This is a genomic window from Clostridium bowmanii, assembly GCF_018861315.1.
GTDB lineage: Bacteria > Bacillota > Clostridia > Clostridiales > Clostridiaceae > Clostridium_AD > Clostridium_AD bowmanii.
The window spans coordinates 19,393-45,806 of sequence record NZ_JAHLDL010000025.1; the positions used below are offsets into that span (position 1 = coordinate 19,393).

The 26,414-nt window shown below is 32.0% G+C and carries 20 protein-coding genes and 1 pseudogene; 5 read left to right on the forward strand and 16 right to left on the reverse strand.

The features are described from left to right. Position 1 precedes the first annotated feature (1 nt). Positions 2-979, reverse strand: coding sequence for an ABC transporter permease (locus KPL51_RS15930; protein WP_216163530.1), 978 nt, complete (start codon positions 977-979; stop codon positions 2-4). A gap of 329 nt (positions 980-1,308) precedes the next feature. Here KPL51_RS15930 and KPL51_RS15935 point away from each other — a divergent pair, with 329 nt between their 5' ends. Further along, positions 1,309-3,639, forward strand: a complete 2,331-nt coding sequence (locus tag KPL51_RS15935; protein ID WP_216163532.1) for an AraC family transcriptional regulator — start codon at positions 1,309-1,311, stop codon at positions 3,637-3,639. 78 nt (positions 3,640-3,717) lie between these two features. Here KPL51_RS15935 and KPL51_RS24355 read toward each other — a convergent pair whose 3' ends face one another. The 6 genes from KPL51_RS24355 to KPL51_RS15965 form a co-directional block, all read right to left on the reverse strand. After that, positions 3,718-5,772, reverse strand: a complete 2,055-nt coding sequence (locus KPL51_RS24355) for a heparinase II/III domain-containing protein (protein WP_216163534.1) — start codon at positions 5,770-5,772, stop codon at positions 3,718-3,720. Positions 5,773-5,818: 46 nt separating this feature from the next. Then, a complete protein-coding gene (locus tag KPL51_RS15945) occupies positions 5,819-6,673 on the reverse strand; it encodes a carbohydrate-binding protein (RefSeq protein ID WP_216163535.1) in 855 nt (284 codons plus the stop codon). Between the two features lie 268 nt (positions 6,674-6,941). Next, positions 6,942-7,649 carry an RraA family protein gene (locus KPL51_RS15950; protein ID WP_216163537.1) on the reverse strand — a complete coding sequence of 236 codons (708 nt, stop codon included), beginning with the start codon at positions 7,647-7,649 and terminating at the stop codon, positions 6,942-6,944. A 133-nt stretch (positions 7,650-7,782) separates the two neighbouring features. Beyond that, on the reverse strand, positions 7,783-8,766 hold the full coding sequence (locus tag KPL51_RS15955) for an NAD(P)-dependent oxidoreductase (RefSeq protein ID WP_216163539.1): 984 nt from the start codon (positions 8,764-8,766) through the stop codon (positions 7,783-7,785). Positions 8,767-8,824: 58 nt separating this feature from the next. Beyond that, positions 8,825-9,877 carry a glycoside hydrolase family 88 protein gene (locus tag KPL51_RS15960; RefSeq protein ID WP_216163541.1) on the reverse strand — a complete coding sequence of 351 codons (1,053 nt, stop codon included), beginning with the start codon at positions 9,875-9,877 and terminating at the stop codon, positions 8,825-8,827. A gap of 269 nt (positions 9,878-10,146) precedes the next feature. Then, complete coding sequence (locus KPL51_RS15965; protein ID WP_216163543.1) at positions 10,147-12,246, reverse strand: glycoside hydrolase family 3 N-terminal domain-containing protein; 2,100 nt, start codon at positions 12,244-12,246, stop codon at positions 10,147-10,149. 99 nt (positions 12,247-12,345) lie between these two features. Here KPL51_RS15965 and KPL51_RS15970 point away from each other — a divergent pair, with 99 nt between their 5' ends. Further along, positions 12,346-13,119: an AraC family transcriptional regulator gene (locus KPL51_RS15970; protein ID WP_216163545.1), complete on the forward strand. Its 774-nt coding sequence runs from the start codon at positions 12,346-12,348 to the stop codon at positions 13,117-13,119. 131 nt (positions 13,120-13,250) lie between these two features. Here KPL51_RS15970 and KPL51_RS15975 read toward each other — a convergent pair whose 3' ends face one another. Beyond that, positions 13,251-13,622: a dihydrodipicolinate synthase family protein gene (locus KPL51_RS15975; RefSeq protein WP_216163546.1), complete on the reverse strand. Its 372-nt coding sequence runs from the start codon at positions 13,620-13,622 to the stop codon at positions 13,251-13,253. A gap of 184 nt (positions 13,623-13,806) precedes the next feature. After that, the gene (locus KPL51_RS15980) at positions 13,807-14,256 is read right to left on the reverse strand and encodes a NanQ anomerase/TabA/YiaL family protein (RefSeq protein WP_216163548.1); all 450 of its coding nucleotides are present in this window, start codon (positions 14,254-14,256) and stop codon (positions 13,807-13,809) included. A gap of 425 nt (positions 14,257-14,681) precedes the next feature. Here KPL51_RS15980 and KPL51_RS15985 point away from each other — a divergent pair, with 425 nt between their 5' ends. Together KPL51_RS15985 and KPL51_RS24515 are read left to right on the forward strand one after the other, a co-directional pair. Next, entirely contained in the window at positions 14,682-15,482 is an 801-nt protein-coding gene (locus KPL51_RS15985; protein WP_216163550.1) for an AraC family transcriptional regulator, read from the forward strand. An 85-nt stretch (positions 15,483-15,567) separates the two neighbouring features. Continuing rightward, positions 15,568-15,750, forward strand: a pseudogene (locus KPL51_RS24515) (helix-turn-helix domain-containing protein); the annotation flags it as partial. A 7-nt stretch (positions 15,751-15,757) separates the two neighbouring features. Here the strand turns inward: KPL51_RS24515 and KPL51_RS15995 are convergent. After that, complete coding sequence (locus KPL51_RS15995; RefSeq protein ID WP_216163552.1) at positions 15,758-17,194, reverse strand: glycoside hydrolase family 88 protein; 1,437 nt, start codon at positions 17,192-17,194, stop codon at positions 15,758-15,760. A gap of 316 nt (positions 17,195-17,510) precedes the next feature. Between KPL51_RS15995 and KPL51_RS16000 the strand changes: the two genes are divergently transcribed. After that, positions 17,511-18,551 carry an SIS domain-containing protein gene (locus KPL51_RS16000; protein WP_216163553.1) on the forward strand — a complete coding sequence of 347 codons (1,041 nt, stop codon included), beginning with the start codon at positions 17,511-17,513 and terminating at the stop codon, positions 18,549-18,551. A gap of 56 nt (positions 18,552-18,607) precedes the next feature. Here KPL51_RS16000 and KPL51_RS16005 read toward each other — a convergent pair whose 3' ends face one another. The 6 genes from KPL51_RS16005 to KPL51_RS16030 form a co-directional block, all read right to left on the reverse strand. Continuing rightward, positions 18,608-21,028 (reverse strand): glycoside hydrolase family 38 N-terminal domain-containing protein, encoded by a 2,421-nt coding sequence (locus KPL51_RS16005; RefSeq protein ID WP_216163555.1) that lies wholly within the window; start codon positions 21,026-21,028, stop codon positions 18,608-18,610. Positions 21,029-21,051: 23 nt separating this feature from the next. Beyond that, entirely contained in the window at positions 21,052-22,161 is a 1,110-nt protein-coding gene (locus KPL51_RS16010) for a PfkB family carbohydrate kinase (RefSeq protein WP_216163557.1), read from the reverse strand. A gap of 245 nt (positions 22,162-22,406) precedes the next feature. Further along, on the reverse strand, positions 22,407-23,378 hold the full coding sequence (locus tag KPL51_RS16015; RefSeq protein ID WP_216163559.1) for a Gfo/Idh/MocA family protein: 972 nt from the start codon (positions 23,376-23,378) through the stop codon (positions 22,407-22,409). Between the two features lie 20 nt (positions 23,379-23,398). Beyond that, positions 23,399-24,454 (reverse strand): Gfo/Idh/MocA family protein, encoded by a 1,056-nt coding sequence (locus tag KPL51_RS16020; RefSeq protein WP_216163561.1) that lies wholly within the window; start codon positions 24,452-24,454, stop codon positions 23,399-23,401. Positions 24,455-24,465: 11 nt separating this feature from the next. After that, positions 24,466-25,194, reverse strand: coding sequence for a sugar phosphate isomerase/epimerase family protein (locus tag KPL51_RS16025; protein ID WP_216163563.1), 729 nt, complete (start codon positions 25,192-25,194; stop codon positions 24,466-24,468). A gap of 12 nt (positions 25,195-25,206) precedes the next feature. Next, positions 25,207-26,298 carry a Gfo/Idh/MocA family protein gene (locus tag KPL51_RS16030; RefSeq protein ID WP_216163566.1) on the reverse strand — a complete coding sequence of 364 codons (1,092 nt, stop codon included), beginning with the start codon at positions 26,296-26,298 and terminating at the stop codon, positions 25,207-25,209. Positions 26,299-26,414: the final 116 nt, after the last annotated feature.

Here is a 26,414-nt window from a genome sequence, read left to right on the forward strand (position 1 = left end):
GTTAATACACCCCTTCCTCACCTAATATTTTAGCAACTTTGTTGGCGATAACCACCAATAAAAAACCTATTGCAGATTTAAATAGTCCTACTGCCGTGGCATAACTGAACTGTGCGTTTCTTACACCATTCCTGTAAACATAGGTGTCAAAAACATCCGCAACCCCTGCTACAGTTGCATTTGTCATAAGATATACCTGTTCAAAACCGGTATCCATAGCATGCCCAATCCTTAAAATAAGCAGAATAACAATTACAGTTTTTATTGCAGGTAATGTGATATGCCAAATTTGTTGTAAGCGATTTGCGCCGTCCATCATAGCCGCTTCATAAAGACTAGGGTCAATGGCGGTTATTGAAGCAAGAAATAGAATAGTTCCCCACCCACATTCCTTCCATATGTTTTGCCCTGTTAGCATTAGCCAAAATAATTTTGGATTTGATAAGAATGATATCTTTTCTCCGCCAAACATAGTTATAATTTGATTTACGACTCCATCGGTTTGTCCAAGCATAATATAACTAATACCTGCTATTATAACCCATGATAAAAAGTGAGGAAAATAAATTGCAGTCTGTATTATAGACTTATACTTTTTACCCTTAATTTCATTTAATAATATAGCTATTACAATAGGAACTGGAAAAAATAGCGCTATATTTAGAAAACTAATAGCCAAAGTATTGCGTAGTAACAAACCGAACTCTGCATGAGTAAACAGCCTTATAAAATGCTCAAATCCTACCCATGGGCTGTTTAGAATTCCCAAAAATGGTGAGTAATCTTGAAAAGCAATTACTAATCCATACATAGGATAATATTTAAATACTATAAAGAATAGAATTCCTGGTAAAGCTAAAAGGTATAAAAATCTATCTCTTCTAATAGCAGATAATACTTTTTCCATTTTCACTTTGCTCTTTTTGTGCTGTATACTATTATTAATGTTATTTGATTTAGTGAGTTGTTCAGTCTTCATACTTATCCCCCTCTTACTTGAATTCTTTTAACACCCTTATTATACTTTTTAAATAGAGCTCTTGTATATAACACTCTTTTGCTCAAGAAACCCACTAGTAGTAATGGTTTACATCTACTTTTAATATTGATGCAAAATAGTTTTATCTTATAACAAGATAAAAATTACATATCTAGTATCACAAAATCGTCTTAATATTAAGGACTTTTAATTTTTCCCTATATATATGTAATCGAATAACAGATATGTATTGAAGCAATTTCTAAACTGATGTATACTAAAAATATAAAACACACAATTAAATCCATTTATTTTGGGGGGATCTCCTGGTGAAACATAATATTTCTAAATTTAAAAATACAATTATGAGCAAATTTTTTCGTAATAATCTAATATTATTTATAGTGGTTTCAATATTGCCTCTATTTATAGTATCTACTAGCACATATTATATAGGAATTAGTCAAATTGAAAAAGAGGTAAACAAAACCCACAAACTTCAGCTCGATCATGTTTTTCAAAACATGGATAAGCAGCTCAATCTGTTACAAAGTACTTTCAACCGTTGGTCCTTTTATCCTGCTTTTAATGATGAATTTAAAAAAACAAACTTAAGTTTGAATTTTTCTGTTACACAATCACTCTACAATGTGTTTGATCTTTTAAAAAGTTTTTCACCTCTAATAGAGAATGTGACACTATATTTAGATAATCAACAAGTATTATTAAGTAACAAAGGAATCTATTATCTTAATGAAAATTCAAACCAAAGTTATTATAATGATCTTCTTAAGAATACCCCTACTATTTTCTGGACTAATAACCTCTCAGCCGTTAAAAATAATAATGAGATTGCTATGTCACTTGTTCAAAAGATACCAGGTGGTACATCACAGCCATATGGTTTTTTTTATGTGACATTAAACCAAGCGCATATAAAAACCATGGTTGAAGAATTAAATCCTGATAATCAAGGTGCAGCTTTTATTTTAAATTCAACTGGTAAATGGCTAACTTATGAAAACGATATTAATAATAGTACCAATAGTTTGGATGGAGCCCTCAGATCAGAAGTTATAAAAATCGATGGTGCCTCTGGTTCTTTTGCATTTAGCTTTAAAAATAAGAGATATGCCGTAACTTATGGAACTTTTGATAGAACTGGGTGGAAATATGTTGTTGCCACTCCTCTGTCTAAACTTACAGAGCCTGCTACACTATTGTCTCGAACTATTATTTATATAAGTTTATTTGTATTAACATTGGCTCTTTTATTATCCTGGTTTGCTTCTAACCGCTTGTACAAACCTATTAAAAGACTTGTATCAATGTTCGCTGGAAAAAATGAAATAGATACTTTTAATGCAAATCAGAATGAAATGAACTTTTTAGAAAACAGTTGGATAAATTTAAGTGATGAAAGGCTAGCCTTGGTAGATAAAGTAGAGAAAAATAGCGATTCCTTAAGGGAAGGTTTTATGTTACAACTTGTGCAAGGACACCTTTGTTTTATCTCAGAAAAAGAATTGAAAGACCAAATGTCACAGTACTTCTGGAATCCAGAGGGTAAATATTTTTCTCTTCTTCTCGTTAGTGTGGAAATTAATAAGCAACCTAAAAGTAAATTTGCGTTAGGCGATGAAAACCTACTAACCTTTTCAGTAGCTAATATCTTGAAAGATTTGTGCCATGACAAGTGGGGACAATCAGTGATTATTAATTTTCACAATCTTACAGTTGCTGTAATTTTGACCTCTACTTCAACTGATGATGTCTCTGTTGTAAAAAGTAAATCTATAAATTTATCTAACATTATAGTGACTACACTCACTAAAGTACTACAAGTTAATGTATTTGTAGTACTTGGTAAAACAGTAGCTAACCTAAAACAGATTAGCACATCATTAGATGAAGCATTGCAAGGACTACGTTATCCTAATTTTGATAAACAAGACCAAGTAATAATTATGGATAATTTGATACCACAGGGTAATTATAAGTCCAACTATCCATTCTCTATTGAAAATAGCATAATAAACTCCATTGGAATTGGTATGAAGAATGAAACTCTTGAATTTATTAAGGATTTCATGAAAAAACTAAAATCCAATATGGATGAGGAATTTTTGTTTCGTCAAGGAATGTTACAACTTCTAGGAAGGATACTAGAGACCTTTTTAAAATCAGGGTTAAATATGAAATCTATATACAAAGGCTCCAACCTATATGAGCAACTATCTAATTTAAATAATTCAGATGAAATACTAAACTGGTTTGATAAAACACTTATATCCCCCTATGCTCAGGAAATTGACAAAACTAAAGAAAAACATATTGAACATTTAATTGAAAATGTGTTAGAGATAATAAATTGTGAATATAGCCAGCCTATTTCTTTGGATTTCTGTGCAAATTCACAAGGCATAACATCATACACTTTAAGCAAGATGTTTAAGAAATTGATAGGTGTTAATTTCATTGATTATCTTACACAAGTACGAATAAAACATGCAAAGGACCTTCTTTCAAGAAACAATCTTAAAGTTAGCGATATAGCTGAGAAGGTTGGCTATCAACCTGGATATTTTGTAAGAACATTTAAGAAACTTGAAGGAATGACACCTGGACAATATCAAGAGTTACATAATAAGGAAAAGTAAGATGCAAAAAACAAGATAATCATTACAAATTAATGCTTATCTTGTTTTTTTATGAGTTACAAAATATTTATTCTTGTTTTAATCAGTTATTCTAGAGAAATTATTATTTTCCAACTTATAATTAATATTATTAATTATGTCCTTAACTATAATATTATCGCCTTGAGTAATCTGTATTGAATATCCACATTTTTTTTCTGGTGATTCTAAAGCGATGGTACTATTATCTGAATTTTTCATGATAAAGCCTTCAATATTATTAATATCATCCATAGCTATAGCATAGACCAATAGATGATTAGTCTTATACTCAGAACTTGTATAATTATAAATCAGCGCACTTCCCTCTGCTCCTTGTCCAAGTTGATGAGGTTGTGGATGATAACAATCGTGTACATATCCCCAATCAAAGGATAATCCACATTCATTTGTTGCTCCATCACTTTGAGCCATAACCTGAAATAATTTCATTGCTACATCGTTTCTTGTAAATTCATATTTATCATTAGAAATTCTAGTTGACTTTAACTTACCGTCTCTATTATTTAAAACAAAGTGTGTTTTAACTTTTACTGGCTGCCTTGCTTCAATTCTATCAATTATAAACAGTATATTAGGAAAAGCAGTAATCCATGTTCTTTCTGCTCTATTAATTGATTCACCATAGACCTCTGCTGCATCTGATATTATAACTGAGATTCCATCTAATTCTTTAACCAGCAATTTTTTATTTAGGGGCTCTGCTAGTTTGAAAATATTACTTTTTACAGGCTTTTGATTTAAGGTTATATTTTTGTCATTATTAGTCGTCTCAAAGCTCCAAGTATTGTGACACTGCGTTGAAGCAGCAAAGCTTTGACTCTTAAGTCTATAGCAACAGTGGCCAGGATCTACAAAAAAGCGTTCCTTTAAATGTGATAACATAAAGCTGTTTTGATCATTGTGCCTATGGCCAGCTACATTATTTGTGATATATCCTCCTTGTACTCCTAGTACAGTTTTAGGATTTTCCCATCTATCCTTTGAAACAATAGTTCCTGTCTCAAATGAACTAGTTAATGGAAGTTTTGCACTTTCAGGGGATATACTATTAGCAGCATCTTCATATAATAATATACTTAAAAATAAGAAGTCATTAAAGAATCCAAATGTACTACGGTCATTAGGTCCAAGATTGGCATCATTATAGGTTACATCAAACAGCCATTTTGAAAGGCCAGCTTCTTTAGGGTACCTATTTTTCATCCGAGCTGCTATATGTAAAAGTACATCGCCCGATGGTCTATATATAGCTGCACTGTCTCCAAAGTTTATTGTTCTTGGATAGCTTTTTTCTCCCCATCCGGATAGTGGCTTCATATACATAAAACTTGTTGCCTGCCATGGTATACACTTTGTGTAGCAGCTTAAATTTAATTTTCCCTCAAGCTTTGGATTATATCTTATTATCATTTCATTTAAAAAGCTTAAATTTAAGCTAGCATAATTTGAATACTGCATTGATTCACCATAACTGTCTTCATTATAGAGTGAAGCCGCAATATGACTGTACTCAATTGCTTTATCTATTGCCTGCGTATCATTAAGATAAAGTGAGGCCACTCCAAATCCATTTAATAAAACTACAAACCAGTTATTTATTTCATCTTTATTTTCTACTACGCTGTCAACAAATCTACGGCATGGCTCTTGACATTTTACCTTTAAAATATTTTTGAAATTAATGTGCTCTTCATCTGAGAATAAATGAGGACATAAGTCAATTGCCATTATCACTCCTACCCCAACATGAGTAGTTTCAAGCATTCCTACTGGAGGATTGGATTCACCTCGAAACCATGGGCCTCTCCACTCTGCAACTGGCTTATCGCATATTTCAAGAACAGCACTTCTAATCCATTTCCCTAAAGATTCTGATGGATTTATAAGCTGAACAAATGCTGCGTCACTAAGTCTCTCCCAAACTATATGCCACCATTCGTTGGTATCTTCTGGTTGTACAATTCCAGGATATTTAGTGTTACTCATAGTACGACTTTGCATTGCCTCCCATAAATCAGATACCTTATTATTCCCCTGTGATATAGATTTTTTAACCCTTTTAATCTCTTCATCTTTAATTATAAAACTCACTTTAAACCTCCTACAAACATATTATGATTTATTTTATTGTTTATATTTATTTAATATCAGTGCCATAAACTTGAAGTTCTATTAAAGCTGCAAATATCCCTGGTTCAATTGCTATCTTAAAATCCATTAATTTAATCCAGGTGATTTTTCTCTTATCAAACTCAATATATTGAGCATCTCCAGATTTTATTGTTTGTGCATTTTTTCTAGTTCCGTCAGAAAATACTATTGTTAGAGCCTTCCAATAAGTATCGTGTGGATAATCTGCCCTTAAATATAAAGCTATTTTATCCACTTCTACTTCTCTTCCAAAATCTATCATAATCTCTGCATCTTCTTTTTTCCCAATTCCCCAAGATTCATATGGAAAGTAACCATGACCATTAGTAGCTGTTTGACCATCAATAGTATTTCTAGCTGCAAAAACCCCCCTATTATGGGTCTCAATATTTGCTGTTGCATGAGGGTAATATGTGGTTTCTCCACGTTGATCCATTACATTGTTTGCAAGGTTTCTATAACCATAAATTTCTTCTTCACTAGCAATACGCATTTTAATTGTATGCCTTTTTCCCTTAAAAGTTTCTGGAGAATATGGTACAGCATCATCATCAAAAAGTATCTTGTATTCTAATGTATTCCCAGGCATATATATTAAGGATTCAGACATCTCATCATCTACATTAATTACTAAGTACTTATTTGCGGAGAAATTAGTAAAACAAATCTTATCGCCTAATTTATATTCCTCTAAGTGCACCAATGAAATTTCTTTAATACCGGAAATTTTACTTATCGTGGTATTAAACTCATCTTTTACTTCTATTGTTATTTTATTATTATCATTTAAAGCTGATAGCTTGCTTTCAGCTATTATTTCCATACCTAATTCGTTTTCCATTTTTTTACCTCCATTTTATAAATTAGGGCTTACATCCATTATCCCTTAAGGTAGTGAATGTAAGCCCATTTTTTCATGTAAGAGAAGGGGTTAAATCATCTCCTGCGGAGCTGCATATTAACGACTTCAGAAGGATATTTATACTCCCACTAAAATTTTATCTTTGTTAGGGTATGTAACTCCCACTTATAGAATTGGGATACTTTCCTTCCGAAATGTCGTTAAACTCTCAAATCATCCCTTTTAAATATTTATATCTATTTGTATCTTAGAAATATCCACCTTTTTCAACTACTTGAGTTGGAGTTAAACCTTCAAGAATCATATCCCTAATTTCTTTTTCATTTTCCTTAATATATTCTGCTTTTAATAAAACATCATAAGCAATTTTTCTTGGTACAACTATAACTCCATCCATATCTCCAAAAAGAACATCTCCAGGATATATAAATACATTTCCTATCATTATTGGCATCTGATAACCTATCATTCTAAATCTTCCAAGCATACCATTAGATGATTTATATTTGCAGAATACTGGGAAGTTTTGATCTAAAATTTCTTTAATATCACGAGCTCCGCCATCAACTACAGCTCCTCTACATCCTCTTCTCTTTGATGCTAAGGTCATAATGCCGCCCCATTGAGTAGATTCATCATCTCCACTAGTATCCCAAACACAGATTGAATCTTCTTTAATTGCTTCTAGCATTTTTGCTCTTTGTTGCATTTCACTTTCTAAAGTAAGATTTTTAGAACCTTTTATTGTAAACGCAATGCCTGCTACTTTCATATCATCCCTTAAAGGCATAATACTAGGTGGTAATGCTTGATGTAAATAACAAAATTCTCTTAAGACATCGTTTACTGCAGCAGTAAATACCTTCTCATATCTATCACACAATTCTTTTTCTGGTATTGGTAGTTCACATATAGTTAGCTTATCTCTTTGCTCTATTAATTTATCTAAATTCATTTTTATATACCTCCGTTTATTTATTTTAGCTTGTATGTCTAATATAATATAATTTTACCTCACCCCGTGTATTAGTACCATTAACAATTTGACGATTATTTGTGCAATATGATTATCTTTTGTATTGTATTAACTATGATTCACTCATTGCCCTTGCTCTTTCAATAGTCATATGAGATTTTGGAGTCTTTCCTGTATAAAAAAGTTCAATCTCATCTGCAAGACAATCCCACCTTTGCTCAAATTCTATAGAATTATTCGCTCTATGTGGAGTAAGCAAAACCCTATCATTATTACGTAATGGACTATCCTCTTCAAGTGGTTCTTCTTCAAACACATCAAGAGCAAGATAAATTTCTTTTTCATTTACCGCAGTAATCATTTCTTTTTGATTAACCATCTGCCCTCTTGCTATATTTACGAAAATAGCATCTTTATTCATACAATCAAATTGTTCTTTCCCAATCATATGATAAGTTTTTGAATTAGAACCTCCAGATAGAATTATTATTTCGCATTCTTTAAAAATCTGATTTAAGCTAATATTTTTAACCTCTAAATTTTCTTCTTCTTCTTTTGAAAGATGATTTGAATTTACAAAAATATTACTAGTAAAAGATTTAAATAAATTTACGATTTCTTTTCCTATAAGTCCTAAACCAATAACACCAACTCTGCGATTACTTAAGTTTCTGCTTCTTCCATATTTAAACCTAGGCCAAGCTTCTCCACTTTTCATGTCATGATTGTAATTGTGAATATACATAAGTGAACTTAATACAAGTCCAAGTGCATACTCCGCCATAGGTCTTGGTCTTGAGGCTCCCGTATGTATAACCGTTAATCCTTTTCCTATTGCATATTCATCATCTATATTCTGCCTTGTTCCTCCATATGTTGTACCAACAATTTTTAATTCTGTGCAACTATCAATAACCTCTTTTGTAATTAACTTATGTTGTGTATATGGAACTATAATACCTTCTTTTTTAGTTGCACTCGCAATAAGTGAATTTACATCTGTTTTTTCAATTTCCACAATATTAATATACTTTTGCATTCTCTCTTTAGCTTTTTCATCTGTAATTTTACACATAAATAGAAATTCTGGTTTCATATATACCTCCGATTTATAATATTATACTTACATTTATTATCAATTAATATTTAGTTCTTTAATTTTTCTCCAAATTTACAATACCGTTTTTATAAGCCTCAACCATTGCTAGCATTATCGGTCCAAAGCTATGATGTTCATCTCTACACGGAAGTGGTAATGTTACATATGATTTTACAGTACCTCTTTCCTCACCTTCACCTGGACATAGACAACCTGGGCAACTAAGTTCTGTACTAAAATCCTCATTAATACTTATATTATTAAGACCATTAAGTCCCTTAATAAAGTATGGCATATAAGTTTCCTTATCTAAAATACCAGTGCGAATACCTACCCCATAACCATAAATAATAATTGCACTGCCAGAGGTTTCTTCATAAGAGTATTCAAAAGGTATCTCTTGTCGCCAAAGCCCCCTTTTGGATTGATATGGTAAAAAGGCTTTAGATAAAGCTTTAAAATATCTTTCTGCTTTTCCCCTATGAACAGAATCCTTTGGGAGATACTGTACCAGTTCAATTAGGGCTATATAACCCCACCCATTTCCTCGAGACCAATGATCCTGTGAGTATTTACCAGGACCCATAAAGTTTTTGCACTGATGTAATAAACCATTAGATTGATCTAAAAATTCTTCATACATTAGAAATGCTTGTTTTGCTGCTTCATCAATATATGTTTGCTCCTTTAATGCAATACCCGCAAATAGTAAGTATGGAGTTATGGCTGCCGCTACATCAATCCATATAAGTTCTGCTTTTGGATTAGATGGAAGACACATTATACCTTTGCTATCCCTAGGTGCTTTCATTATTTCGTCTGCATATTCCCTAATCTCTTCCTTTACCTCTGGCATAAAACCTAGCATGAACGCATATGCTTTTGCTATTCCACCAATCTTATAACTAGGAAAATTATATTGTGGGTGGTCTATTCTCCCTGGAAAATTGGATAAAATATTCTTAAATTTTTCAATTAATTCAACATTTTCGGATGTTTCTGCTGTTTTCACGAGTCCGTATATTGCTAGCAGTCCATAATAATGTTTAACTATTTCCTTTGATTCGTAATGTTCATAAAGTTTTCGAGAAATCTTTAAAGAATTCATTCATATACCCTCCATTTTTATTTTTAAAAACATCTATATAATTTAACTATTTCAGATAAGCAATCTCTTTCATTACTTAAATTTTACTAAAAGAATCAACGTTAGACCATATATAAAGTGTCTTTTTTTTGCACATTATGCTTATAATCTAATAGATATAAACTAAAAAAACTGAATAATTACTCTGTGAATTGAAATACAACTCATATAATAAAGAAACACAATATGGGTATTAAAATTAATACTCATATTGTGTTTCTTTATTAGGTTTAAACTAAGTTAAATTCTGCTTCAATAGTATTTTCACAATCGGTACCAATAAAGACCTTGAACTTCCCTGGTTCAACAATCCAATCTATTTTTTGATTGTAGAAACCTAATTCAGCCCTGCCTAATAAAAATTCTACCGTAACTGATTCTCCAAAAGGTATTTTCACTCTTTTGAATCCTTTTAATTCAATAGCAGGCCTTAAAAGAGATGCTACGCAATCCTGAATATAACATTGAAGCACCGCTTCACCAGATTTTTCGCCTGTATTTGTTACAAGAATTGAAGCTTTAGCTGATTCCCCAATTTTAATAGGATCACTTTGTATTCTTATATTGGAAAGTTTAAAACTAGTGTATGTAAGTCCATATCCAAAATTAAATAAAGGTTTTTCTGTAATATCAATATATTTTAATTGACAAGCTCTAGCTTTTCTTTGCTGTATGCTATTATAGTAAAGTGGTATTTGGCCTTCTGAGCGAGGAAAAGTCACTGGAAGTCGGCCTCCAGGCTCAACCTCTCCTGTTAAAATTCTAGCTATAGCTTCTCCTCCTCCAGTTCCTGGGTGGAATACATAAAGGATTGCGGATACATATGGCAAAACTCTTGTAAGATTTAAAGGTCTACCTGCTACAATTACAAGAATTACTTTCTTGCCAAGGTTACTAAAGGAAATTATTTGTTCTTCCTGTCCATCAGGTAGGTTTAAGTGAGCAATACTATTTCTCTCTCCAGATCTTAATGGACTCTCTCCACCAAGGAAAAGCACATAATCTGAGTGCTCTGAATTATTTAATACTTCATCTGTAAACCTACTTGTATTAAATTTTATATCCGTATTAGGTAACTTCTTTTTCAAAGCTTGTGATATAGAATCTACACCATCTACTATACCATCTATTACCCATGTTCCATAAAGTTCTTTAACAGCATCCGTAAAAGGTCCTGTAACGTAAAGCTTTTTTATGTCCTTTGAAAGTGGAAGTATGGAATCTTTATTTACCAAAAGTACAGCCGCTTGTCTTGCAGCATCTACAGCTAATTCGTACACCTCTGGTGATATTTTATAAGATGCACTAGTTAATGATGAAATAGGTCTATTCCAAAGGTTAAGACGTAATTTAATGGCTAATATACGAATTACTGCATCATCAATTCTTTCCTCACTTACTTTGCCTTCTTTAACTAGAACTTCCAAGTTTTCAATAAAACAACTAGACATCATATCCATATCTATTCCTGAATTTGCCGCAATGCCAGAGGCATCTTTTCTATCTTCCGCAAACCTATAATTGGTCAAGTGGTTTGTAGTCCCAGCATCACTTACAATGAAACCATCAAGATCACATACTTTTTTAATTAGTGTTTCTAATAGGTATTTGCTGGCAGATACCGGTTCTCCATTTAAATCATGATATCCTGACATAATGCTTCCTGCTCCAGCTTTTATTGCAGCAACAAAAGGAGGGAAGTAAATATTAAGTAAAGTATTAAGAGATATTTCTACTGTATTTGCATCCCGTCCACCTTCACAAGCTCCATAACCAATAAAGTGTTTTGGACATGACAAAATACGGTCAGAGTTTCCAAGATCTTCACGATTTCTGCCCTGTAGTCCCCAAACAGATGCTTCAGCTAGCCTTGATGAAAGATAAGTATCCTCACCAAAACCTTCAGCAATACGTCCCCATCTTGGATCTCTTGAAATATCCATCATAGGAGTAAATGTCCAATATATACCGTTATCACTTGCTTCCTTAGCAACTATTTTGTAAGCCTTTTCAACCATTTCAGCATTAAAGCTTGCTGCCATTCCTAGTCCTATAGGAAACATAGTCCAGTGTCCGTGAATAACATCCCGTCCAAAAAGAATAGGGACACCTACACCACTGTTTAGACTGGCTTCTATAAGCTTTTTATGTGCCTGTGTGGAACTTGTATCACGTTCATATGTTAAATAGGCTCCAATCTTTCCTTCTGATGCCAGTTTAAGCAATTCCTCTTCTTTTTCAATTGATGAATCAACTAGGTTCATTTGGCCTATTTTTTCAGTCAGAGTCATTTTTGCTAGTATTTTTTTTGCCTCGTTAATATAATTCAAAATATCTCCCCCTCTTGTTTAAAAGTACTAATATATATATAATAATAGTTATAATAAGAAAAGTAAATTGTTGAAAAATATGATTAGTTAGGTGATTATATGATTAATATTCCTGAGTTACTTTATATCTGGTATTACAAAGCGCCAAAAATCAAAAACCATACGCCAAGAATAATTCCTCAGGGACAACAAGAGGTCGAAATTTTTTTTTCCGGTAGAGGATTTTTTGAATATGAAGATAGTTTACTTCAAGTAGTTTCTGGCACTATTTTATGGCACACTCCTGGGGATAAAACAATATATATGAATGATTTGGAACATCCCTACGAATGCATAGTTGTAGCCTTTAAGTATGAGAACATTCGTAATATGCCCCGTGTTAGTCATTGGACAGATAAATCACTATTGCAACAATTTATTAGTGATATTCTAAATGAATACCATAAGGATTGCCCTGATATGACAAAACTTGCATGCTATGTCTATGGTCAATTATACTGGCAGAGTAAAGCACCTGGTAAAAAGCTACCTCTTCATGAAAAAAGAAGTATAGAAATTCAAAGAGTTATAGACTTTATAGAAAAGCATTTTGCTGAGAATATTAATATAGATAATTTATCGCAGGTTGCAGATATAAGTGTACCCCACTTCCATGCACTTTTTAAAAAGTTTACAGGAAATACCCCTTATCAATTTATCCAGGCAAGGCGGCTGCAGGAATCAAAAATACTTTTAGCTTCTACAAGGCTATCCGTTAAGGAAATAACGTTAAAATCAGGTTTTCATGATATTGGAAATTTTTGTAGGGTTTTTAAACATAATAACGGAGTTACTGCTCAGGAGTATAGGTTACGATATACTGACAAAAGATAATTTTCAAAAACAAAATAGACAAGATTAGCATTATATTTTAATGCTAATCTTGTCTATTTTATGAATTTCATATTAAATTTTTAGAGCAAGAGGTTTATTGTTGAAATCTGTAATTTTTTTAATTACATAGCCTAAACGAGGTTAAGATGAAGTGTTTCTTCGACATATTTCTTTTGAGCTATATCAAGCTCAGAAAATGGCCTTCTTGAAATACCAGCATCAATCCCTTGTAAAGTAAGAATATATTTCACTGCAGGTATAAGACCTACACTGCATATCGCCTCCATTATGTTATTTGCTTTGATTTGAAGAATTCTAGCTTGTTCATACTTTAAAGATTCAAAAGCTTCCTGCATCTTTCTATAATGTGGATACATAAAGTTAAACGTACTTCCTATAGCTCCATCTGCCCCAACAGCAAGTCCCGCAATCAAAATCTCATCAAAACCATTATACATACAAAGAGAATTTTTCAAGTTCTTTATTCTCTCAAGTTGGTACAAATTGAGAGAAGTATGTTTAACTCCAGCTATTTTTTTCCATTAAAGCTAGTAGTACCTTATCATTTATCTTGTTTCCCTTATCAAAGGGAGTTATTGATGCAGCGATATTCCTTTCATGTCTGAAGATAAAACACACATATAAACATCTCCTATTCTTTTTTTACTTTGCATTTAATAAATCTTATTATAATAAAATTTTCACAACTGCCTTCTTAACAAATTGTTGTTCACAGGCTTTAATTCCAGGCATATGAGCATCCTCTGGAGCAAATAAAATAAATGTGCCTTCATTAGCTACTAAATAATTTCCATCCCCTTCTAAAAACAAAATATCTTTTTCTTGGTTGTATTCATTTTTCATTTTCATTTCATTAATAGGCGCATATCCCATCTTCTCTTTCCCAAAAATTATGAATTGTATATCTAAATATTTTCTGTGTGCTTCCCATTTACCTTGTTCAATATTTTTTGTTTCATATTCTGCAATGCTTACATAAATATTTTTTCCATCAATTTCATATTTACCTACTTCAAGTTTTGATAAATCTGTATTCTCAAGATACTTCAAAGCTTTTTCTATCCTTTTCGATAGACCATAATATTGTTTAGCATTACTTAATTTATCAATTATCATTCATTATTCCTCCATTTTTTTAATCTTTAATATCAGTGACATAAATTTTAACTTCTTTACTTACAATTTATAAGACTTTGCTCACATTCTTTACTAATAAATTTACCTCAACAGACATATTAAAACCATTAACTAATTGACGATTATTTGTGTAATATGATTATCTTTTATCCAAATAAATAATGATATCAACTTTCCCAAGAATTTCTCTAGTTAATTCCTGAATTTTTTCATTACCACCATGAAATCTTATCTCCACTCTTTAAACTATTTACTTTTGGGAAGCAAGCTTGCTTTCATGATATTATATTAAACAATACACATAAAGCAATTTAATTTGCACAATATGCTTATAAACTACTAGACATAATCTTAAATAAACTGTAAAATTAAATTTAAATAATACTATATTAATGGAGGTTTTTATGAAGACTCAAATTGATTATGATTTTTTAGTCACTACAATTGGACATGTAGCTGAAAGGTTACCAAATCCTGAATGGAAAGTTAGCAATTTAATACATACAGACCTTTATATTCTTGCCTATGCAATAGATGGAGAAGCAACATATTTCTTTAATAACAATAGTTATAAAGTTAAAAAAGGTGATATCATATTTTTTAAAAAAGGGTTTTTACATTCTGCTTTTAGCAATCCACAAAATCCTTGGCACTTCTATACAATTTCATTTAATGTTGAATTTGCAGATGAATGGAGTAAATCAAATTTCGAATCCTTTAGCCACATACTTTCATCCCCAAACTCATATCGAATGAATTCTTTGATGTCTGGACTTAACAATATCTGGACAGGAAAAAGACCTGGATATTTAATTAAATCCAGATCCTTTATAATGGACATGTTATACTACCTTATAAAAGATAATAACTCTGCTTCCTGGGATACAACTCACTATCAAACAATAGAAAAAATAGCAAACATGATTCAATCAAATCATACTAATAATTACTCAGTAGAGGAACTTGCAAAACTATCAGGCCTCAGCCCTTCACACTTTCGTTTGCTGTTCAAAAAAATAACAGGATTTACTACAGTACAATATCAAAATCATATACGTATAAATAAAGCCCGAGACCTTCTCATAAGTGGAAACTGTAATGTAAGTGAGGCATCTTTAACAGTTGGCTACCACGATATTTATTACTTTAGCAGATTGTTTAAAAAAAAGACAGGTATGAACCCATCAGAGTATATTAAAAGGTGATTAGAATAATATTATTAAGTTTTAATGCTGTTAAATCTAACAGGTAACTTCAGAAAAATATAAAAGCTGATTCTACTTTTCTACATTCTTCAGCAATACTTTAGGTTTATCTTTTAAAGAGTATATAATAATATTAAGTATAAATGATGCAGTAGAGCTTATAGGTACTACCCATAAGTCTATTACAGAAATTGCAATAGAAAGTGGTTTTAACAATTTATCCAATTATTATAAAGCATATAAAAAATACTATATATTATCAAAATAAGTATAAATTATTTATTCTTATTCCCAATTAATTGAGCCATTAAACCCATAGCCATTTGTGATATTACCCTATAATCACCTCTTTGTAGTTCTTCTCCACCTTTATTACTCTGAGCCACTCCAGTTAGGAGTCCATCTGGAGTAAGGCAACTAAGCAATGCTTTAAGTGCCTTGTCCTCAAAGATTAAGAATCTACCTGAAAGTATATTGTTTTTTACTCCAAGTGCAATAGCTGCAGCAATTCCAGCTGAGCAAGAATTATCTGCTACTTTTGATACATCATCTACAAAGCAGTTCCATAATCCATTCTTTTGCTGGAATGATATTGCAAGGTCTGCTACCCGCTCAAACTCCCTCTTTAACTCATAAACATCATAACTACCATCTAGTTCAATTATTGTACGCACCAGCCCTAACATATACCATGAATATGCTCTTCCCCAATTAGTAAAACTATGAGTATTATCCGAAAAAGTTCTTAGATAAAGCTTGTCACCATCCACGAGTTTCTCTTTAGCAATCATAAGCTGTCTTATTGCAAGCTTTGCTAAGTCATCTCTATTTCTCTGTTTGGCTAAAACTGCAAGGGGATAAGCTACAGTATAGGATCCTTCTGCTGATAGCATATCTCCATCTTGAATTGAACCTTCATTATTTATATGTGAACATAAATACTCTATAACAACATCTAAAGATGGATGCTGAGGATAAACTTTTGCAATAACTGCATAAGTAAGACAATTTTCAATACCGTATACGGTACCATCTACTGGTTCACTACGAGGATTTTCATATTTAAGATTATTATTTTTATCAAAAAATAAACTAATATGTTTTTTAATTGTATCGTATGCTTTTTCCTTTAATACCTCATCCCCCAAATCCATTAATCCGTCCAAAACGCATCCTTCCATCCATCCAAAAGGTTGAACAGAGGCTAGTGAAAACATACGCTTGTAAAATTCTTGTAATTTATCGGTTTCTTTAGTTATTAGTATATGTGGTAAAAACAACTTATCAGCCTTTGGATTACTATTCGAAAATATCCATAAGGGTTGGCTTCCCTTTGTCATCCTTAGACCTATACCTTCTTTCAATGCTTTTAAAGCATATTCTACTTCAATTTCTATTTCAAAAATTTCAAAAACATGCGCATATCTAATATCGAATTCACCTATAACTTGTCCTGAATTAATAAGAAATACTTCTATTAACTTTTCCTCTCTTACATCCAATGCTATAGTTATTCTAAACCTAACAGTATCATCAATACGTGGATTTTCTGACCATAAAAGTTTCAAAGGATGATCAAATTCTGTGTCCAATATAGGAACTGCTTTCCAGCCAAAAGGAATACGTTTTGAATTTGGTACTTGTAACTTAAAACCATCTTTTACTGCACCAATATAATATTGCAATTGATTATTAGTAAGTTTTATATCCATTTTATCCTCCTAAATTAACCCCTTTTTTCTTATTGTATTTTTATAATTATTAACTAATTTATATAAATGTTTTATGGAATAAGAGTATAATTCATACTGGAATAATGTCTTATATACACATTGTTTCTTTATGGTAATTCTACTATAATTATATATATATATCAAGATTTTTTATGTGTACAAGTATATAAATTTGACAACATATGAGTTTTAATCTATACTTATTATTATAGTTAAAATAAGTATAATAATATTAATTTGTTATAATCTTATTTTATATAATACATAAAATTCTTAAAAATTATGGGGGTTAGTTATGAATATTTTTTTAAAGGATGTTTTAGATCAACCAAACAGCTTAAGAAAATCATTAGAAACTTTAATTTCAAGTAGTTGTATTAAAATAATGAACGAAATTAATGTGCAAGAATATGAAAAGATAATTTTTTCTGGAATGGGAAGTTCTCATTTCTGCAACTGTGCAGCAAGTACTTTTTTAAATCAAAATGGTTATATATCAACTGTGATTTCCACAAGTCAGTTGCTTCATTATGAAATAAATTCCATTAATAGGAAAACTCTTTTGGTGCTTGTATCACAGTCAGGTGAAAGCGCAGAGATTGTAAAACTTATTGAGAAAATTCCTAATAATATCACTGTAATTGCTATAACTAATAATGTTAATAGTTCTTTAGGTAAACGAGGAAATTTTGTATTCCTATTGAATGTTCCTGATGAAGAAGCAGTAAGTACTAGGACCTACCTATCATCCTTAATTATATCAAATTTATTGGCAAAAGCATTAGTTGGGCAATTAAACGATGACTTCATAAATGATGTAAATACATCATTAGATAATCTTGAAAACTTTTTAACTTCATATACTGAAACTGGCTATTTAATAAAAAACTTCATTCAAGCTCCCACCTACTGCTGTATTATTGGAAGAGGATATTCTTTACCCTCAGTTCATGCTGGTGCTCTATTTATAAGAGAGCTTGCTAAATATCCTAGCATAGATTTTGAAAGCGCTGAGTTTAGACATGGTCCCTTTGAAATGGTTAATAATGGCTTTTTAGCCATGATATTTGCACCTGATGGAGAGACATATAATTTAAATATAGGTTTAGCTGAAAATATTGCTAAACATCACGGAAAAGCAATATTAGTAACAAATCGTAAACCCCAAACAACTAATGAAAATATTCTAGTTATTGAGCAGAAACCTTGCTCAGAATTTTTGGCACCTATTAATGAAATTGCACCTTTGCAGCTTTTAGCTAACTGCTTAGCTGAGGCTAAAAATTTAGAAGTAGGAACGTTCCTCCACTCTTCAAAAATAACAAAAGTAGAATGAAAAAGTAAAATGCTTAGTGTATTGCACTAAGCGTTTTACTTTTTTAGTTAGTATACTTAATTTCTCTTAATTCTTATAGTCTTTATTTCAAATGCTTTAACCGGATACTCTATGTTCCCATCTATACATAATAGCTCTTCTAATTTTTCTTCTCTTAAATTAGAGTTCCATGCTTGTTTACAACCTTTAACAAACAGTTTTGCTATGGTAGCTTGCCCTGCTGTTTCATAAATACGTATAGCAAGTTCATCTATATCATCATCCGTTGCTTTAACTGCTGAAAGCACTAAATTTTCTGGAGTTAGTTTAATGAATGAATCCTCCTTTGCATCAGCCTCAGCAGTCCCTTCTCTTAGAACTGTATGTACTGGATTATTTATCTCTTGGGCCGCAGCTACAACAGGTGCATCCTTCCAGGATCCTGCATATGGTACAATTGCAAAATCAAACTCATGATCACCATGTTGTGATGAAGTATCATCAGAAACCATACCTGCATATTCTGATTTTGGCGCCCTTATCAAGGTATTTAAAATTGTACCGCCATTTACTTCTACTCCTACTGTTCCTCTATTTATAAGTGCAATGCCGTGAATTTTGTCTTCAATTGCTACGAACCTGTGAGCAGGCCACTCTCCTCTAGCGGTTTCTGTTACTCCATAAGGCTTTCTGCGTACTGTTCCAAAAGGTATTTCATAAATTCCTGAAGATGTATCAATTTCAGTAGAAAGTTTTAGCCTAATACGGCTTGCCTCACCTTTCCAGTGTAGTCTCAGTTTCAAGTCAACTCTTTGTTTTCCTTTTAAAAGTGTAAATTCAGCTTCCCATGTAAGTCTATTATTTTCCTCAGCCCAATGCAATTGTGGGAATTCACCAGATAATATAACACTCTGACCCAGCTCTGATGGATCAAGTGTAAACACTTTTATATTCCCTGATTCTGCTGCAACTTCAGCAGAAGCTGGCTCCTCAATTTGGAAATTACCATTGTCCTGTTGAACAACCAAAAAATCTCCTGCATTTTGCATAAGAGTTTCATTTGTATCTTTCCACACCAATCTCTTTATCCCATACTTGTTATCAAATTCAATGAGGATAGTCTCATTTTCTATTGTTGTTGTTTCAACCTCATGTTTTTCGATATCTTTTTTATTTCCCTTTTCTATTATAAAATTCTTTATGCCCATTGGAGGAAGATCTGCATATATTCTAAGATTTCCGTCCTTAATTTCGAAGGTCAGATCTTCATTATTCGCAGTAACCTTTGAAACACCTTCCATTGCTAGAGTCATAGGAACTGTTATTATATCGCTACGAAGCCATGGTAATCCATTGAAAGTCGTTAATGTAAACTTATCCTTATCCACCCAGAGTTTTGGTAATACTGCACTAAATGAATCCCTTAATATTTCTTGTGCTGCTTTTTCTACATTTTCATATATGCTCATAAGTTTTAAGAATACTTCTGTAGGATGTGAACCTGTAAACACATCGTGAAACTGATTGTATGCCATATCCCACCATGAATTTTCAAGTTTCTCTTTCCAACCGCTAAAGCTTAAAATCGATGCCCACTTTTCAGCCTCAAGTAATAAGTTTTCTACTTTTCTATTTTCTATTCTTATTATAGATCTCAAGGAAAAAGTCCCAGTGAATTCGGGATTTAAATCACCATCTTCAATTGGCCAATCTTTGTTAGCTTTTCTAATTGCATTAAAATATTCGTATGGCATTGCCAATTTCCATTCTTCATTTTCTCTTTCCTTATTCCGGGAGTCAATGCATTTAAGGGAATGCTTGCTTATAAGCATCTCATTTTCTGTGCACAAGGACACAAAGAACGGACCATCGCCCTCTAATTTATCAGCATTTGAAAAAGTCTTATCAATATATCCCCAGTCTTTATAACATATGGACGAGGTTTCCTCAGGCCTTAAATATCCAGAATATACATCACCACCTACTATATATACTTGGCTACCATCTAACCCTTTTGATATAAACCTTTGGTGGTACTTCCTACCGCCAAATCTACATGCCATAAGATTTTCTATACCAAATTGGTTTAATATTTGCGGAATCTGTGCATTAATACCAAAAGTATCCATGAGCCATCCTGTCTTGATGTCAACTCCAAAGTTTTCCTTAACCCATTTTAAGCCAATGACCTGGTTCTTAACATAGGATTCGCCGTTTGGAATATTCGTTTCTAGTGTTGACGCCATTCCCCCAACCATTTCAACTCTTCCTTGTCTTACATATACCTTTAGTCTTTCTATTAAGTCTGGGCGACATTTTTCTAAATTACGAAAATGAGCAGCTTGCTCTATAACATATTTATATTCAGGATTATGATCCAAACCATCTAATAAACTAACGATAAAGACCTCAAGCATTTCAGCCATTTCAGCTCCATCTCTTTTCCATGCTAAATCTACATGAGTAAATTCCATTACATAATACTTTTTAATAGACATTAAACACACTCCTTCTTAAATAATTATAATTTATTTTTAATAAAACTTTGCAGTTCCATATAGCTGGGACTGTACCCATTACTTACATAAAATGATGCGGTAGCATTACCTAATGTTAATGATTGTTCATTAGGTAATTCTAGCAACAAGCCAAAGCAAAAACCAGCATTAAAATTGTCCCCTCCACCAGTTGAGCATTTTGGGTTATCCACATAAAATCCTTTAACACTTATTATTTCATTTTTCATAATGGAAATAGCATAATTAAGTCCATGAACCACTACCATAGAAATATTTACATTTTTAATTATACTTTTAGCTATTTGCTTTATATCAGTTTCATATTGGTTTAAGCCAAGAATTTTATGTACAATAAATGCTTCCTTTTCATTAAGTCCCAAAACCACTTTAACATTATTGTTCATTTCTTCTAGCTGTTTTAAAAACAAAAGTAAATCCTCCTTAGACCTTGTTGAAGGGTCTGCTATATCAAAAAAGAAGAATTTCTGTTGTAATATCTCACTAGCTATGCTTGGAAAAATTTCACTTATTATCCCCTGAATTATTGTATCCATTTTTCCAAGGTAACTCCAATTTACTATACCTATTAGGTTACTTTCAGATATAACTTTAATTAACTCAATAAGCCCAACTTTAGTCTTCAAAAATTCCCAATCAAGTTTATGAAGTTCTACAGAATCACCAAACATTAATTTCCCATCTCCAAATTCAAAAGCTAGAGTTTTGGCAGGCTGGCATATACTCACAGGAATAAACTTCTCATTGTGAACTTGAAAGGCAGCATGGATTTCTGGAAATCCCATAGCTCCAATACATTGACAGTTAATTCCTTGCGAAGCAATAGCGTTAGCCATAATTGGCGCATTCCCTCCGAGTTTCACTTCTTGCACAACAATTTCCATATCTCCACTCTTACCAGCCATTAATCCTATATGCTCTGAGAATTCAGTAATTGTTTTAAAAGGAGAATATTCATTAGCATTTTTCCTTTTTTGTACAACACGAATTATACTATCTACAAACCCATCAAACCCAATACAGCATTTAAGGTCAGAAATTTTTTTCTTCTTGTTCGCTAAGTTCTTATTTAGCTTAATAATATTATCGTCCATTTTTAACCTCTTTCTGTTTCCTTTATTTTAGTATTATTTATATTTTGAAATTAGCACTCTAAAAATCATTTAAACCACACTAATTTTATGTGTTATAATAAGTATATTTTAAAGTATTGGAAACGTCAAGTAGTAAGAAAATTTATATAATACAATTTATAAGGGAAGCCTAAAATGGGCTTCCCTTATAAATTGTATTATTATTATCATGTAAGAAACTTGACCGTAATTTAGTAAAATAGGACTTAATAATTAATGTCAATTTTTTGCCCAGTTTCCTCTGATTCATATGCTGCACTCAATAACCTAGTTAAAGAAATTGCTTCATCAATTCCTATATGTATTTTTTTATTTTCTGTAACTCCTTCAATCCATTGAATTAATGGATTGTGAAGTGATTGTGGTAAATTTCCCTCAACAATCCATTTCCCATCTGTATCTCCATTTGCATAACTAACACCATCTCTTACAATTAAGGATCCTGTAGTTCCACTAATTTCAAGGGTTAGTGGTGTATAAACAGAAACAAAACTTGTTTCTGCTACACCAATAGCACCATTTTGAAATTCAAATAATGAGACTGCATTGTCTTCAACTTGTCTATTAGTTATTCTTGTAAAAGTTGCACTTACATTTTTTGCTTTACCTAAGAGCCATTCTAATAAATATACAGTGTGAGTACCTAAATCAATCATCGCTCCTCCACCACAATTTTCTTTATTATAAAAACTTTCAGGTAACCAATTTGCTGTGCTTCCATTATGTGCATTGCGTACCCTAGCATATGTTATATCTCCTAATGCTCCGCTCTCAACCATTTGCTTTGCAAAAATCATTTCTGCACTGCATTTATGAACAAATGCAATTGAAAATTTAACATTGTTTCTTTCAATTGCTTCTTTTATTTTTATACAATCATCAACTGTAAATGCAAGAACCTTTTCTGTGAAAATATGCTTTTTAGCATATGCGGCTTTAATAATTAATTCTGTATGCATAACTGTTGGAGAATTGATAACAACACCTTCAATAGAATCATCTTTTAGAAGCGCATCATAATCTTCAATAAATTTGCAACCTAATTCATTTGCCCATTTAAGTCCTGCTTTTTTATTTTCATCCCACACTGCTACAATTTCACATTGTGGTAACTGCATAATTTGTTTTGCATAGTCTTTAGCATGCACATGCCACGAACTTATCATTGCAATCTTCATTATATTATACTCCCATCTTTTTATATTTCAACATGAACTGCAGATGATGTTTCACTAGAAACAAATGCCGCTTCCATTACTTTCATAACACGCATCGCCTCTGCAGGTGTTATTTTAAGCGGTGCTTTTCCTTCAATAGCGTCTATTAATCCATCATATACAACTGTTAAATTATCCACAACATCCATAGGTTCAGATAAAATTATTTCTTCTATCGAGTTTTCGTTTCTAGGTGCCATAGTTTTAGTGGGTCCAGCTTTAGTATAAACAATTTCATCCACCCAAATGCTTTCTTTATCTATGCACCTTACTATTTTTCCATCACAATCCCAATTATCTATTTGAAGTGTTCCTTTTTTCCCTAGAACATACCATCTTGGATGTGTTATATAGTTATTTGTAGATACCTCAATATGAGCTGTTAACCCACTTTCAAATGTCATTGTAAGACGGAAGTTATCTTCCACATCACTGTACTCAATGTTATACATTTTACAAAATACATTAGTAACTTTCTGATCAATCATATACAGCATTTGATCAATTAAATGTACTCCCCAATCTACCATCATGCCTCCACCAAGCCTTTTGATAGTTCTCCAGCCAGTTGGCATTCCTCTCGAACCCTCAACTCTAGATTCTATAGCATACACGTCTCCAAGGAGTCCCTCTTCAACACTTCTTTTCATCAAAACAAAGTCCTTATTTGTTCTTCTATTTTGATCAATAGTAAATATTTTTTTATATTTGATAGATGCTGCAATTACGTCTTCAAGTTCTATTGACGTTAAAGTTACAGGTTTTTCACTAATAACATGTTTTCCAGCTTTCATTGCCTCAATTAATAGTTCTTTATGCACCTCATTAGTTGTAGCAACAAGAATTATATCAATTTCAGGATCAGAGAATAACTCATCTTTTGAACCGTATGCCTTAAGACCTTGCTCCTTTGCATACTCGCATCTTTCTGGATTTATATCAAATACACCTTTTATATTAAGCCTCTCGTATCCTTTAAGAGATTTGAAATGATACTCAGCCATACCTCCAAAACCAATAATTCCTAAATTTAACATTTTTAATACACCTACCTATTCATTATATCTTTGAACGATTTTTTCATATTATCTAAGCTAGTACCTACAAACTCTTCTTGTTCATATACATAATCTGCATTTGGCGCTAAATCTATAAGATATTTGAAATCAATTATTCCACTACCTGCATCTACATTTTTTTTTGTTTCATTATTTTCTAATTGTTTCAAATGCACTACTGGACAACGAGATATATTTTTTTTCATATATTCATTAACGTCAAGTCCTGCATATGCAACCCAAAATACATCTGGTTGTTGTTTTACATATCTTAAATTTGTATTATTAAACATAACCTCTAGTGGATACTGACCATTATCCAACTTAAATTCATGTGCATGATTATGATAAGCAAATATTAGTCCTGCTTTTGCACTTTGTTCACCTATCCTATTAAATAATTCTGCATGCTTCATTGCACTTTCTACTGTATTTATTTCTGCATGTGGACAAACAATATATTTTGCACCTAAAGTATTAAGATACTCAAGTTCTGCATCTAAATTTTCCTTAAGATTATCAAGTCCAACATGAGCAGACAATGCAATTAAGTTAAGCTCTTTTAGTTTTTTATTCATATCTTTTGCCAAGATATCTTTGTATCCTGCAAATTCAACCCCTGTATACCCCATTCTTGATATTTCCTCAAGTGTTCCAAAAAAATCTTTACTTGTGTAATCTTGAACAGACCAAAGCTGTGCTGATAATTTATTTAACATATTTTTATCCTCCTAGTTATTAAAATATATAGCTTTACCTGTATTTGCTGATTCATATATTGCTTCAAGAATTTTAGAAACAACATATGCTTCATATGGTTTAACAACAACCTCAGTATCATTAATAATAGAATCAATCCAACGTTTAGCTTCAACTATTGGCGGTGTTTCAGCTACTCCATCATAAAAAGCAACTCCACCAGCACTTAAATCAGGTTTAATTTCAATAAGCTTACCAAACTCATCTTTATTTATGCTGAGACCATTTTTAATTTGTGCTCCTGCTTTTGACCCACAAAGAACAGTACTTCCCTCTTCAATAGGTTCTATTGTATTAAGTGCCCAACTTGATTCAAGTATAATTGTAGCACCATTTTCCATTACAATAAAACCAAAAGCAGAATCTTCTACAGTATTCTGTTTTATATCCCATGGTCCCCAAGGATTACCACAATCAGGATCTAGTAACTTTTTATATTTTGTACCAACAACCATTTTAGGTTTGTAATTATTCATCATCCAAAGTGTAAGATCAAGTGAGTGAGTACCGATATCTATAAGAGGACCCCCGCCTTGTTCTTCTTCATTTAAAAATACTCCCCAGGTAGGTGTACCACGACGTCTTATTGCAGTTGCCTTAGCAAAATATATTTCTCCTAAATCTCCACGATCAATAGCCTTTTTTAAATATGTACTTTCTGCTTTATATCTGTGTTGATATCCTATAGTTAGTTTTTTACCTGTTTCTTTCGCTACATTAACCATTTCTAATGCATCAGCTGCAGATTTTGCCATCGGCTTTTCACACATAACATGTTTACCCGCTTTCATAGAAGCAATTGATAATTTTGCATGTGATTTATTTGGAGTAAGAACATGAATAACATCAATAGTTTTATCTTGCAATAGTTCATTGTAATCAGTATAAACGTTTGCATCAGGGCAACCGTATTCTTTTGCTGCCTTTTCTGCTTTTTCTAATACTAAATCACAAAATGCAACCATCTCTACATTTGATAATGCTTTCAATGATGGCATATGTTTCCCATTTGCAATGCCACCGCAACCTATAATCCCTATTCTTATTTTCTTCTCGTTTATCATAATATTATCCTCCTAAAACTCATTCCATTATTACTTTCTTATAATAATAAATTAACACAATAGGATATTTTATGATATAATAAATTTGCAATAAAAGTATCAAATATTTGTCATTA